The 14122-nt window shown below is 52.4% G+C and carries 9 protein-coding genes and 4 tRNA genes; all 13 read left to right on the top strand.

The genetic code is table 11. The features are described from left to right. Positions 1-226: 226 nt before the first annotated feature. Positions 227-313, top strand: a tRNA-Tyr gene (locus DBV39_RS14260). A 50-nt stretch (positions 314-363) separates the two neighbouring features. Further along, a tRNA-Gly gene (locus DBV39_RS14255) sits at positions 364-437 on the top strand. A gap of 98 nt (positions 438-535) precedes the next feature. Beyond that, positions 536-610: transfer RNA gene (locus DBV39_RS14250), tRNA-Thr, on the top strand. An 80-nt stretch (positions 611-690) separates the two neighbouring features. Then, positions 691-1881: an elongation factor Tu gene (gene tuf / locus DBV39_RS14245; protein WP_108622091.1), complete on the top strand. Its 1191-nt coding sequence runs from the start codon at positions 691-693 to the stop codon at positions 1879-1881. A 59-nt stretch (positions 1882-1940) separates the two neighbouring features. Continuing rightward, positions 1941-2016: transfer RNA gene (locus tag DBV39_RS14240), tRNA-Trp, on the top strand. A 56-nt stretch (positions 2017-2072) separates the two neighbouring features. Next, positions 2073-2456 (top strand): preprotein translocase subunit SecE, encoded by a 384-nt coding sequence (gene secE, locus DBV39_RS14235; protein ID WP_108622101.1) that lies wholly within the window; start codon positions 2073-2075, stop codon positions 2454-2456. Positions 2457-2468: 12 nt separating this feature from the next. Next, complete coding sequence (nusG, locus tag DBV39_RS14230) at positions 2469-3002, top strand: transcription termination/antitermination protein NusG (RefSeq protein ID WP_108622100.1); 534 nt, start codon at positions 2469-2471, stop codon at positions 3000-3002. Positions 3003-3063: 61 nt separating this feature from the next. Continuing rightward, the gene (gene rplK, locus DBV39_RS14225) at positions 3064-3495 is read left to right on the top strand and encodes a 50S ribosomal protein L11 (RefSeq protein WP_108622099.1); all 432 of its coding nucleotides are present in this window, start codon (positions 3064-3066) and stop codon (positions 3493-3495) included. Position 3496: 1 nt separating this feature from the next. Next, on the top strand, positions 3497-4195 hold the full coding sequence (rplA, locus tag DBV39_RS14220; RefSeq protein ID WP_108622098.1) for a 50S ribosomal protein L1: 699 nt from the start codon (positions 3497-3499) through the stop codon (positions 4193-4195). Positions 4196-4451: 256 nt separating this feature from the next. Continuing rightward, positions 4452-4976 (top strand): 50S ribosomal protein L10, encoded by a 525-nt coding sequence (gene rplJ, locus DBV39_RS14215; protein ID WP_108622097.1) that lies wholly within the window; start codon positions 4452-4454, stop codon positions 4974-4976. Between the two features lie 83 nt (positions 4977-5059). Continuing rightward, the gene (gene rplL, locus DBV39_RS14210; RefSeq protein WP_108622096.1) at positions 5060-5434 is read left to right on the top strand and encodes a 50S ribosomal protein L7/L12; all 375 of its coding nucleotides are present in this window, start codon (positions 5060-5062) and stop codon (positions 5432-5434) included. A 153-nt stretch (positions 5435-5587) separates the two neighbouring features. Continuing rightward, a complete protein-coding gene (gene rpoB, locus DBV39_RS14205; protein WP_108622095.1) occupies positions 5588-9700 on the top strand; it encodes a DNA-directed RNA polymerase subunit beta in 4113 nt (1370 codons plus the stop codon). Further along, positions 9700-13950, top strand: a complete 4251-nt coding sequence (gene rpoC, locus DBV39_RS14200; RefSeq protein ID WP_108622094.1) for a DNA-directed RNA polymerase subunit beta' — start codon at positions 9700-9702, stop codon at positions 13948-13950. The genes rpoB and rpoC overlap by 1 nt, the downstream gene beginning before the upstream one ends. Positions 13951-14122 lie beyond the last annotated feature (172 nt).

Below are 14122 nucleotides of genomic sequence, written 5' to 3'. Positions count from 1 at the left end.
AATCCATCGTCTGAAACATACCTACCACTTGAGTTGTATTGATTAATATTCTTTAAAATCAATTAGATAGAAAAGACATTCAACCTGAAAAACATAAAATCAAAACATCGGTTAAACTATCGCCCAGATGCACTCGATATAGACAAGTCGTTCCTTGAATTACCAAAAATTTATTGATCGACTTGACAACAAGAAAATATACGAGCATAATCTTCGGTTCTCATATGGAGGGGTGCCCGAGTGGTTAAAGGGGGCAGACTGTAAATCTGTTGGCCTTGCGCCTACGTTGGTTCGAATCCAACCCTCTCCACCAAGAGAAACCGGTTTTTAATTGGAAGCCGAAGATTAAGGAAAACAACTCGTGCGGGTGTAGCTCAATGGTAGAGCAGAAGCCTTCCAAGCTTACGACGAGGGTTCGATTCCCTTCACCCGCTCCAGCGATTTTGACATCCTGATCCTGATTTCATGGCTTTACTGAAATAAGAACCGATCAGTAACAGTTTAAATACGCGTCAGATGTAAAATCTGTCGTTTTGCCCATGTGGCTCAGTGGTAGAGCACTCCCTTGGTAAGGGAGAGGTCACGCGTTCGATCCGCGTCATGGGCACCAAAAATATTTCCGAGTACGGCAGCAGTTAAGTCTAGTAGTTTTTAAACCTACCAGCTTCCATTCAGGTTCAGGAGTTTGTCATGGCAAAAGGCAAGTTTGAGCGTACCAAACCACACGTGAACGTGGGTACGATTGGTCACGTGGATCACGGCAAGACGACGCTGACAGCAGCGATTTCGACAGTGCTGTCGCGCAAGTTTGGCGGTGAGGCCCGGGACTATGCAGCGATTGACGCCGCACCTGAAGAGCGTGCACGAGGTATCACCATCAACACGTCACACGTGGAATACGAGACCGAGAGCCGTCACTACGCGCACGTTGACTGCCCGGGCCACGCTGACTATGTCAAGAACATGATCACGGGTGCAGCGCAGATGGACGGCGCGATCCTGGTGTGTTCGGCCGCTGACGGCCCAATGCCGCAGACGCGTGAGCACATTTTGCTGTCGCGCCAGGTGGGTGTGCCCTACATCGTCGTGTTCCTGAACAAGGCTGACATGGTCGATGATGAGGAGCTGCTCGAGCTGGTCGAGATGGAAGTGCGCGAGCTGCTGTCAAAGTACGACTTTCCGGGTGACGACACCCCGATCATCAAGGGATCGGCACTCAAGGCACTTGAGGGCGACACCGGCGAGCTGGGCGAGCAGGCGATTCTGAAGCTGGCCGAAGCACTGGACAGCTACATTCCGACACCAGAGCGAGCCATTGACGGCACGTTCCTGATGCCCGTTGAAGACGTGTTCTCGATTTCGGGTCGCGGTACTGTGGTGACGGGACGTATCGAACGTGGAGTGGTCAAGGTTGGTGAGGAAATCGAGATTGTCGGTATCCGTGACACCGTCAAGACGACCTGCACGGGCGTGGAGATGTTCCGCAAGCTGCTCGACCAGGGTCAGGCGGGTGACAACGTGGGCATTTTGCTGCGTGGCACCAAGCGTGAAGACGTCGAGCGTGGTCAGGTACTGGCCAAGCCCGGTTCGATCAACCCGCACACCGAGTTCACCTCCGAGGTGTACATTCTGTCCAAGGAAGAGGGTGGCCGTCACACGCCGTTCTTTAACGGATATCGTCCGCAGTTTTACTTCCGTACGACGGACGTAACCGGTTCGATCGAGTTGCCGGCCGACAAGGAAATGGTGTTGCCAGGTGACAACGTGGCCATGACGGTCAAGCTGATTGCTCCGATCGCGATGGAAGAAGGTCTGCGCTTCGCGATCCGCGAAGGTGGCCGTACGGTTGGTGCCGGCGTCGTCGCAACCATCCTGAAGTAATTAGTTGTTCAAGGCTGGGTTAAAGATAAGTAATCTTCAACCCAGCTATATCAAGGTAAAGGGGCATAGCTCAATTGGCAGAGCGTCGGTCTCCAAAACCGAAGGTTGGGGGTTCGAGACCCTCTGCCCCTGCCACCTAAATATGGCTCGATATAGCCAACATCGTGCCCACGCACAATGAGTCACTGTTGATGTCCAACACAAGCGTACAAACTGTCACAAGCGCAGCCGACAAGGTCAAATTGATCCTGGCGGTTCTTGTTGTTATTGCAGGTATCGTGGCTTTTTCCGTACTTGAGACTCAACTTGCCGCTCCTGTCAGAGCAGCGATATTTATTGTCAGCTTGCTCGCCGCAGCAGGAATAGTTGCAATCAGTGAGCCGGGTAAAAGATTTATTGGATTCGCCCAGGACTCCTACTACGAAGTTCGCAAGGTTGTTTGGCCTACCCGCAAAGAAACGTTTCAAATGACAGGAATCGTTTTTGCGTTTGTTGCGGTAATGGGCATCTTCCTCTGGATTCTGGATAAAAGTCTGGAGTGGCTTCTCTATAGTGTGTTGCTTGGCTGGCGATAACAGGGGCAACAGATGAGTAAAAAATGGTATGTAGTCCATGTCTATTCAGGCATGGAAAAGAGTGTTCATAAAGCACTCGTAGAAAGAATTGACCGGGCTGCGTTACAAACATCATTTGGCCGGATACTCGTTCCATCGGAAGAAGTGATCGAGATGAAAGGGGGCCAACGGTCAATCAGCGAAAGAAGAATCTTTCCTGGGTATGTTTTGGTTGAGATGGAGCTGACAGACGAAACCTGGCACTTGGTGAAGAGTACACCGAGAGTCACAGGGTTCCTTGGAAGCTCTGCAAATAAACCGACACCTATTTCAGAGAAGGAAGTTGAAAAAATTCTTTCTCAGATTGAAGAGGGTGTTGAAAAGCCAAGACCCAAGATTCTGTTTGAAGTAGGTGAAATGGTTCGAGTCAAAGAGGGCCCGTTCGCCGACTTCAATGGAAACGTGGAAGAAGTTAACTACGAGAAAAGCAAAGTCCGCGTTTCAGTAGCTATTTTCGGACGTTCCACACCAGTGGAGCTCGATTTCAATCAGGTCGAGAAAACCTGAGTTTTTTCACCGGGGAGTCAGCGCGAATGTGCTGACGTTAGCACCCATCAGGAGTTAACAAATGGCGAAGAAAATCGTCGGCTATATCAAGCTGCAAGTACCAGCTGGTAAGGCCAATCCGTCCCCCCCAATTGGTCCCGCACTCGGTCAGCGTGGCTTGAACATCATGGAATTCTGCAAGGCGTTTAACGCCAAGACTCAGGGCATGGAGCCCGGTCTGCCGATTCCAGTGGTTATTACTGCCTTTGCAGACAAGAGCTTCACCTTTGTGATGAAGACTCCACCTGCTGCGATCCTGATCAAGAAGGCAGCAGGAATTCAGAAAGGTTCGGCACGCCCGCACAGCGACAAGGTCGGCAAGCTAACCCGCGAACAGGCTGAAGAAATAGCCAAGACCAAAACGCCAGACTTGACTGCTAGCGACCTGGACGCAGCTGTGCGTACCATTGCAGGTAGCGCTCGTAGCATGGGCATCACGGTTGAGGGAGTCTAAGATGGCTAAAGTTTCTAAGCGCATGGCCGCTATCGCACAAAAGATTGATCGCAGCAAGGTTTACGCGGTAAGCGAAGCGATCAATCTGATTAAAGAGTGCGCGAATGCAAAGTTCAACGAATCAATTGACGTTGCAGTTCAACTTGGTATTGATCCAAAGAAATCTGACCAGTTGGTTCGCGGTGCGGTTGTGATGCCCGCCGGCACAGGTAAAGATGTCCGTGTGGCCGTTTTTACGCAAGGTGAGAAGGCAGAGCAAGCAAAAGAAGCTGGTGCTGACATCGTTGGCATGGAGGACCTTGCTGAGCAAATTAAAGGTGGAAACCTGAATTTTGACGTGGTGATTGCTTCTCCAGACGCAATGCGTGTTGTAGGCGCACTCGGACAGATTCTTGGTCCACGTGGTCTGATGCCGAACCCGAAGGTTGGTACCGTGACTCCAGATGTTGTGCAAGCTGTGAAGAATGCCAAAGCTGGTCAGGTTCAATACCGCACAGACAAAGCGGGCATCATCCATGCGACGATTGGACGGGCATCGTTCGACACAGAACAGCTAAAGATTAACCTGAATGCATTGGTAGATGCTTTGAACAAGGCTCGCCCCGCTTCAGCAAAAGGTGTTTATCTCCGCAAGTTGGCCGTGTCGTCTACCATGGGCGCTGGCGCACGTGTGGAAATTGCTTCTCTGAATGCTGACTAAACTAGTCAAGCATTGTTGTTAAAGACTTTGGGCTGTACCGTGCACGCCGTTGCGCGGTGCTGCTGTCAAAGACCGCTGGAGTCTTCGAGTTATTAGGAAAAGCCTTTCCTGAAGCTCAACGACTTAATAGAGGAAGTATCCGTATCCAGCGTAGACGGCGTCCATGGAAGATTTCTGTAAAAGAGCTCGACCAGGTTCGCCGCGTTCGGAAGATGCAAAGGATTCTCTTTGCATTCATTGATGGAGTGTTCAAACCGTGAGTCTCAATCGTACTGAAAAAGCGGTCGTGATCGAGGAAATCGCTGCAGAAGTTGCTAGCGCACAATCGATCGTCGTCGCTGAGTATCGTGGTCTGGACGTCGCTGCCGTCACCGTACTGCGCAAAAATGCGCGCGAGGCAGGCGTTTACCTCCGTGTTCTCAAGAATACGCTGGCACGCCGCGCACTGGCAAACACCCCGTTTGAGGGTTTGTCAGATCAGCTCACCGGACCCCTTATCTACGCAGTTGGTAAGGATCCAGTGGCTGCTGCAAAGGTACTTGCTGAGTTCAGCAAGACCAACGACAAGCTGGTTATCAAAGCTGGTTCGCTGCCAAACAGCGTGCTGGATGCCAACGGCATCAAAGCTCTTGCAACCATGCCGTCTCGCGATGAGTTGCTGTCCAAGCTTCTCGGAACGATGCAGGCCCCTATCGCGCAATTTGTTCGTACTCTCAACGAAGTGCCTACGAAGTTCGTTCGAGGCCTTGCTGCGGTCAGAGACCAGAAGCAAGCTGCCTAATCTAACGACCCATCGTTTGGCACATCCTTGAGATGGCAATCGATTTCCAACACCTGGTAATTAAATTTAATCGGAGTTCTTAAATGACTAAAGCTGAAATCCTCGACGCAATCGCCGGTATGACCGTGCTTGAATTGTCCGAGCTGATCACTGAAATGGAAGAGAAGTTTGGTGTGTCGGCTGCTGCTGCTGCTGTTGCAGTGGCTGCACCTGCTGCTGGCGGCGCTGCCGCCGCTGCTGAAGAGCAAACCGAGTTCGACGTTGTTCTGACTGAAACCGGTGCTAACAAAGTTAGCGTCATCAAGGCAGTTCGTGAGCTAACCGGTCTTGGCCTGAAAGAAGCCAAAGACCTGGTAGACGGCGCTCCGAAGCCTGTCAAAGAAGGTGTTGACAAGGCTGAAGCTGAAACTGTCAAGAAGAAGCTGGAAGAAGCCGGCGCCAAGGTCGAAGTCAAGTAATCGACGGCCCTGCCTGACCCGGGGAGGCCATTTGTGCTCTCCGGGTTTTGCGCCTTCAGGAAACCTGGTTATCAAAGGTAGCGAAGTTTCCTGAAGTCGTACCCCCCTCCGAATCGCATTCAGCGATTCCAGTAACCTCGAGTCGGAGTGCTCATGCCTTACTCGTTCACCGAAAAAAAGCGCATCCGTAAAAGCTTTGCCAAGCGGGAGGACGTGCAAGCCGTCCCTTATCTTCTGGCTACGCAACTAGAATCTTTTAGGACATTTCTTCAAGCCGATGTTACGCCTTCAAAGCGTAAGGCAGAAGGGCTGCAAGCCGCTTTCACATCCATTTTCCCAATCGTAAGCCATAACAATATGGCAAGGTTGGAGTTCGTCAGCTTTTCGCTGGCAGATCCCGCGTTTGACGTTAAAGAATGTCAACTGCGCGGCTTAACTTTCGCGTCTTCGCTGCGTGCGAAAGTGCGCCTCGTCCTTATGGATCGCGAGGTAAGCAAACCCACCGTTAAAGAGATCAAGGAACAGGAAGTCTATATGGGTGAAATCCCGTTGATGACGAATACTGGTTCCTTTGTGATTAACGGTACTGAGCGCGTTATTGTTTCTCAGTTGCACCGTTCGCCAGGCGTGTTTTTCGAGCATGACAGGGGCAAGACACACAGTTCAGGAAAATTGCTTTTTTCTGCACGGGTCATCCCTTACCGTGGCTCCTGGCTTGACTTCGAGTTCGATCCGAAGGATGTCCTCTTCTTCCGCGTCGATCGCCGCAGAAAAATGCCGGTGACTATTCTGCTGAAGGCGATCGGAATGACGCCTGAGGCAATCCTTGCTCATTTCTTTGAGTTCGATCAATTCGAGATGATGTCAGATGGCGCGTTGATCGACTTTATCCCGGAGAGATGGAAGGGAGAAGTCGCAAGGTTCGATATCAAGGACAAGGACGGAAATGTCCTCGTCGAGAAAGACAAGCGGATTAACGCCAAGCACCTGCGTGACATTTCAAACGCTGGTGTTAAACGCATATCGGTCCCGGAAGATTATTTGATTGGCCGCATTCTTGCGACCAAGCTGGTCGACCCCGATACCGGTGAGATGATTGCGACAGCGAACGAAGAAGTTACCGAAACGTTGCTTGCCAATATCCGGACAGCAGGTATCCAGACCATTCAGACTTTGTTCGTGAATGATCTTGATCGCGGCTCTTATATCTCGCAGACCCTTCGGACTGATGAGACAGCGGACCAGATGGCAGCCCGTGTTGCAATCTACCGCATGATGCGTCCTGGAGAACCTCCTACCGAGGACGCTGTCGAGGCGTTGTTCCAACGTTTGTTCTACAGCGAAGAGACCTACGACCTGTCACGCGTTGGACGCATGAAGGTTAATAGTCGACTAGGACACCCGGATGGCGAAGCTGACCCGATGACCTTGACTGACGAGGACATCCTCGACACGATCAAGGTGTTGGTCGAATTGCGAAACGGGCGTGGTCAGATCGATGATATCGATCACCTTGGTAACAGACGTGTTCGCTGCGTAGGTGAACTTGCCGAGAATCAGTTCCGTGCGGGTCTGGTGCGAGTCGAGCGCGCAGTTAAAGAGCGTCTGGGCCAGGCTGAAACCGAGAACCTGATGCCGCACGATTTGATCAACTCCAAGCCAATCTCTGCGGCTATCAAGGAGTTTTTCGGGTCAAGCCAGCTTTCTCAGTTCATGGACCAGACAAACCCATTGTCTGAGATCACGCACAAGCGACGCGTTTCTGCGTTGGGACCCGGTGGTCTGACACGTGAACGTGCCGGATTTGAGGTTCGCGACGTACATCCGACTCACTATGGACGTGTTTGTCCGATCGAGACTCCAGAAGGACCAAACATTGGTCTGATTAACTCGATGGCTCTCTATGCACGCCTGAATGAATACGGTTTTCTGGAAACGCCCTATCGCAAAGTCGAGAACGGACGCGTAACAGATCGCATCGAGTATCTGTCTGCGATTGAAGAAGGTACTTTCATCATCGCCCAGGCGAACGCCAAGATTGACGAAACCGGCGGGTACGTTGATGATTTGGTTGCTTGCCGACAAGCTGGTGAGACGCTGTTGACCGCGCCTGCCAAGGTCGATTACATGGACGTGGCTCCTTCGCAGATCGTGTCGGTTGCCGCTTCCTTGATTCCGTTCCTGGAGCACGACGACGCAAACCGTGCGCTGATGGGTGCAAACATGCAACGTCAGGCTGTGCCTTGCCTGCGTCCGCAAAAGCCGCTCGTTGGTACAGGAATCGAACGCACTGTTGCAGTTGACTCTGGCACCACCGTTCAGGCATTGCGTGGCGGCGTTGTTGATCACGTTGATGCCGAGCGTATCGTGATTCGTGTCAATGACGAAGAAAACGTCGCTGGTGAAGTTGGCGTCGACATCTACAACCTGACCAAATACACCCGTTCCAACCAGAATACAAACATCAACCAGCGCCCTGTTGTCATACGTGGTGACAAGGTTGCACGGGGCGACGTACTCGCGGACGGCGCATCGACTGATTTGGGCGAACTTGCGCTTGGTCAGAACATGTTGATCGCGTTTATGCCTTGGAATGGCTATAACTTTGAGGATTCAATTCTCATTTCCGAGAAAGTTGTATCGGATGACCGTTATACCTCGATCCATATTGAGGAACTGACTGTTGTTGCTCGTGATACGAAACTCGGACCTGAGGAAATCACAAGAGATATCAGCAATCTGGCAGAGATCCAGCTGAACCGCCTTGATGAGTCCGGTATTGTCCATATCGGTGCAGAAGTGCGCGCTGACGACGTTCTGGTGGGTAAGGTCACTCCGAAAGGCGAGACCCAGCTCACGCCGGAAGAAAAATTGTTGCGTGCCATTTTCGGTGAGAAAGCCTCGGACGTAAAAGATACTTCCCTGCGCGTTCCATCCGGAATGGTCGGAACCGTTATCGACGTCCAGGTCTTCACACGTGAAGGGATCCAGCGGGACAAGCGGGCTCAGTCAATTATTGATGATGAGCTTCGTCGCTACCGCCAGGACTTGAACGATCAGCTCCGGATTGTTGAAAACGATACCTTTTACCGTGTCGAGAAGCTCCTGGTTGACAAGACAGTGAATGGTGGTCCGCGCAAGCTGGCTAAAGGATCTGTCATCACGAAGGAGTATCTGACTGAACTCGACCGTTGGCAGTGGTTTGATATTCGACTCGCTGACGAAGGGCACGCCCAGGTCCTTGAGCAGGCAAAAGATTCGCTCGAAGCAAAGCGCCATCAGTTTGATCTTGCATTTGAAGAGAAGCGCAAAAAGCTTACACAGGGCGATGAATTGCCGCCAGGCGTTCTCAAGATGATCAAGGTCTACCTTGCCGTCAAGCGCCGTTTGCAGCCTGGTGACAAGATGGCTGGTCGTCACGGTAACAAAGGTGTTGTTTCTCGCATTACGCCAGTGGAAGATATGCCTCACATGGCGGATGGAACACCGGTCGACATCGTTCTGAACCCGCTTGGAGTTCCATCGCGGATGAACGTAGGACAGGTTCTCGAGGTTCACCTGGGTTGGGCCGCAAAAGGTATCGGACGCCGAATTGATGCCATGCTGAAGGATCAGCAGAAAGTCGAAGTGGCCAACGTGAGAAGTTTCCTGGATCGTGTCTACAACGAAACCGGTGCTGGAGCGCAGATTAACGACCTCTCCGATGGCGATGTAATGGAATTGGCACGTAACCTGCAGGACGGGGTGCCATTCGCGACACCAGTTTTCGATGGTGCATCAGAGGCAGAAATTGGCATGATGCTGGAACTTGCGTATCCCGACGAAATCGCAAGTGAACTTGGTCTGACCGAGAGCCGAGCTCAGGCTTGGTTGATTGACGGCAGGACGGGTGATCAGTTTGAACGTCCCGTGACGGTTGGCTACATGCATTACCTGAAGCTGCATCACCTTGTTGATGACAAGATGCACGCGCGCTCAACAGGACCTTATTCGTTAGTGACTCAGCAGCCACTCGGTGGTAAAGCCCAGTTCGGTGGTCAGCGATTCGGTGAGATGGAAGTCTGGGCACTGGAGGCATACGGCGCTTCGTATACGCTGCAGGAAATGCTGACGGTCAAGTCTGACGATATTAGTGGTCGTACCAAGCTTTACGAGAACATCGTGAAGGGTGATCACACGATTGATGCCGGGATGCCCGAGTCGTTCAACGTGCTTGTCAAGGAAATTCGTTCCTTGGCTCTGGACATGGATTTGGAGCGTAAATAATGAGAGCGCTACTCGACCTTTTCAAACAGGTATCTCACGACGAGCAATTTGATGCCATCAAAATCGGCATTGCGTCGCCAGAGAAAATTCGCTCATGGTCTTATGGAGAAGTTCGTAAGCCAGAGACCATCAACTACCGGACGTTCAAACCAGAACGTGATGGTCTTTTCTGCTCCAAAATCTTTGGCCCTATCAAGGACTACGAGTGCTTGTGTGGCAAGTACAAACGTCTGAAACATCGCGGTGTGATTTGCGAGAAGTGTGGCGTTGAGGTAACTGTTGCGAAAGTGCGACGTGAGCGAATGGGCCATATCGAGCTGGCAAGTCCTGTTGCGCACATCTGGTTTTTGAAGAGTCTGCCGTCCCGTCTCGGAATGGTTCTCGATATGACTTTGCGCGATATCGAGCGAGTGTTGTATTTCGAGGCATGGTGTGTGATTGAGCCCGGAATGACGCCGCTCAAGCGTGCTCAGATCATGTCTGATGATGACTTTCTTGCAAAGACTGAAGAGTACGGTGACGAGTTCAAGGCACTCATGGGTGCCGAGGCTGTTCGTGAGCTTCTTCGCTCGATCGATATTGATCGTGAGGTAGAAACCTTGCGCGGAGAGCTGAAAGCCACGAGCTCAGAAGCGAAGATCAAGAAGATTTCAAAGCGCCTCAAGGTTATCGAAGGGTTCCAGAAGTCTGGTATCAAGCCGGACTGGATGGTCATGGAAGTACTCCCAGTGCTTCCTCCCGATCTGCGTCCACTTGTTCCTCTGGATGGCGGCCGATTTGCGACGTCTGATCTGAACGATCTTTACCGTCGTGTCATCAACCGCAACAATCGTCTGAAGCGATTGCTCGAGTTGAAAGCACCCGAGATCATCCTGCGTAACGAAAAGCGGATGCTTCAGGAGTCGGTTGACTCGTTGCTGGACAACGGTCGTCGTGGCAAGGCCATGACAGGTGCAAACAAGCGCCAGTTGAAGTCCCTTGCCGACATGATTAAAGGCAAGAGCGGTCGATTCCGGCAAAATTTGCTGGGTAAACGAGTCGACTACTCGGGTCGTTCCGTGATTGTGGTCGGTCCAACCCTCAAGCTGCATCAGTGTGGCCTTCCAAAACTGATGGCGCTGGAGTTGTTCAAGCCGTTCATCTTCAATCGACTGGAGATGATGGGCCTGGCGACGACCATCAAGGCAGCAAAGAAGCTGGTGGAAAGCCAGGAGCCGGTTGTATGGGACATTCTGGAAGAGGTGATTCGCGAACATCCGGTCATGCTCAACCGTGCGCCGACTCTTCACCGCCTTGGTATTCAGGCGTTTGAACCTGTTCTGATAGAAGGCAAGGCGATTCAACTGCATCCGCTCGTCTGCGCTGCATTTAACGCTGACTTTGACGGCGACCAGATGGCCGTTCACGTACCTCTTTCGCTTGAGGCACAGCTTGAAGCCCGTACGCTCATGCTTGCATCGAACAACGTCCTGTTCCCCGCAAACGGTGAGCCTTCGATTGTTCCGTCGCAGGATATCGTGCTCGGTCTCTATTATGCGTCCCGAGAGCGGATCAATGGCAAGGGCGAAGGCATGTTCTTTACGGACGTTGCCGAAGTACAGCGAGCCTACGACAATCGCGAAGTCGAGTTGCAAAGCCGTATCACTGTTCGGCTCAAGCAATGGAGTCACGATAACCACGGCGAGTGGGTATCCGAGATCAAGCGATTCGAGACGACCGTCGGTCGCGCATTGCTCTCTGAAATCCTTCCGAAAGGTCTGCCTTTCGATAACCTCAACCGTTCGCTGAAGAAGAAGGAGATCTCACGTCTGATCAACCAGTCTTTCCGTCGTTGCGGTTTGCGCGATACCGTGATTTTTGCGGATAAGTTGATGCAGTCGGGCTTCGCGCTCGCAACTCGTGGCGGCATTTCCATTGCGATGCAGGACATGTTGATCCCTGACGTCAAGCATGAGATTCTTGCGCAGGCGTCTTCTGAAGTTAAAGAGATTGACAAGCAGTACTCATCCGGTCTCGTGACCACCCAGGAACGCTACAACAACGTAGTTGATATCTGGGGCAAGGCAGGCGATCGCGTAGGCAAAGCAATGATGGAACAGCTTGCGACCGAGCCAGTGCTTGATCGCCACGGAAAGGAGGCCCGGCAGGAGTCATTCAATTCCATCTATATGATGGCAGACTCAGGTGCTCGTGGTTCCGCAGCACAGATTCGCCAGCTTGCGGGAATGCGCGGTCTGATGGCAAAACCTGATGGATCCATTATCGAGACACCAATCACAGCAAACTTCCGTGAAGGCTTGAACGTACTTCAGTACTTCATTTCGACCCACGGTGCTCGTAAGGGGCTGGCCGATACCGCACTTAAAACAGCGAACTCCGGATACCTGACACGCCGCCTGGTAGACGTGACCCAGGATCTCGTAATCACAGAGAGCGATTGCGGCACCTCGCAGGGCTATGCCATGAAGGCGCTCCTCGAGGGTGGCGAAGTGATCGAACCTTTGCGTGAGCGAATTCTCGGTCGCGTAGCTGCAGTGGATATTGTGAATCCGGACACGCAGGAAACAGCGATTTCTGCAGGTACGCTGCTTGACGAGGACATGGTTGACTACATTGACCGTCTCGGTGTTGACGAGGTCCGTGTACGGACCCCACTGACTTGCGAGACCCGTCACGGTCTGTGCGCACACTGCTACGGACGTGACCTTGGTCGCGGTTCGCTCGTGAATGTGGGTGAAGCCGTTGGTGTGATTGCCGCTCAATCGATCGGTGAGCCCGGTACGCAGTTGACGATGCGTACGTTCCACATCGGTGGGGCTGCCTCGCGTGCGGCGATGGCAAACAGCGTTGAAACGAAGTCGGCCGGAACGGTACGCTTTGCCAGCTCAATGCGTTATGTCACCAACCCGAAAGGTGAGCGTGTTGCGATTTCGCGTTCTGGCGAAATCGTGATCTACGGAGATAACGATCGGGAACGTGAGCGTCACAAGGTACCGTATGGTGCTACGTTGCAGGTCAACGACGGAGACATCACAAAGGCTGGTTCACGTCTCGCAACATGGGATCCGCTGACTCGACCGATTGTGTCAGAGTATGCTGGCACGGTCAGATTCGAGAATATTGAAGAAGGCGTGACGGTTGCGCGTCAGCTGGACGACATTACGGGATTGTCTACGCTTGTTGTCATCACCCCCAAGACGCGCGGTGGAAAGACCATGCAGCGCCCACAGATCAAGTTGGTCGGTGAGAACGGTGAGGATGTGAAGATTGCAGGGACAGATCACCCAGTCAATATTTCATTCCCTGTCGGCGCACTGATTACCGTTCGTGATGGACAAGAAGTTCGAATCGGTGAAGTACTTGCCCGTATTCCGCAGGAATCACAGAAGACCCGTGACATTACAGGTGGTCTGCCGCGTGTGGCCGAATTGTTCGAAGCTCGTTCACCGAAAGACGCTGGCATGCTTGCCGAGGTGACTGGCACGGTCTCCTTTGGTAAGGATACGAAGGGCAAGCAGCGTCTGGTCATCACTGACATGGATGGTGTTTCTCACGAGTTCCTCATTGCAAAAGAGAAGCAGGTGCTGGTTCACGATGGCCAAGTCGTGAATAAAGGCGAGACAATCGTTGACGGTCCTGCGGATCCACACGACATCCTTCGCCTGCAAGGTATCGAGCGCCTCGCAACTTACGTTGTCGATGAGGTCCAGGACGTTTATCGCTTGCAAGGCGTGAAGATTAACGACAAGCACATTGAGGTGATTGTTCGTCAAATGCTGCGTCGTGTGCATATCGTGGATGCTGGAGATACCTCCTTCATCCCTGGAGAGCAGGTAGAGCGTTCGGAGTTGCTCAACGAGAACGATCGGGTCGTGGCGGACGGAAAGCTTCCTGCTACCTACGACAACGTTCTCCTCGGTATTACAAAGGCTTCTCTGTCGACAGACTCGTTCATCTCTGCAGCATCGTTCCAGGAAACAACTCGCGTGCTGACCGAAGCAGCGATCATGGGCAAACGCGATGACCTGCGTGGGTTGAAAGAGAACGTGATCGTTGGACGACTTATTCCTGCTGGAACGGGTATGGCCTACCACGATGCTCGTCGCGAGAAGGAAACCACTGAGGCGAGAGAGCGAGAAGCAGCTCGTGCACTGGCGAACCCCTTTGAGGAGACACCGGTTTCAGCCGGCGATATTCTCGAAGGAGATCCTCCATCCGAGGGTATGGATGGCGGATTGCCAGAGGAGTAAGTTCAATGCGGGCCGAGGTTCTTTAACTGAGGCCCGCATTGTGTAGTAGGTGTCAACCCGACTTGACAAGCTGCGCGCGTAGGAAATTATCTTGACAATGTCAAGATAATCACGCTATGCTAGCTGGCTAGGTCATAAGTACATTGACCAAAGTACCAAACAGGTGTTCTCA

The organism is Orrella marina (genome assembly GCF_003058465.1).
Lineage (GTDB): Bacteria > Pseudomonadota > Gammaproteobacteria > Burkholderiales > Burkholderiaceae_B > Algicoccus > Algicoccus marinus.
This window is presented reverse-complemented; position numbering and strand designations above follow the sequence as displayed.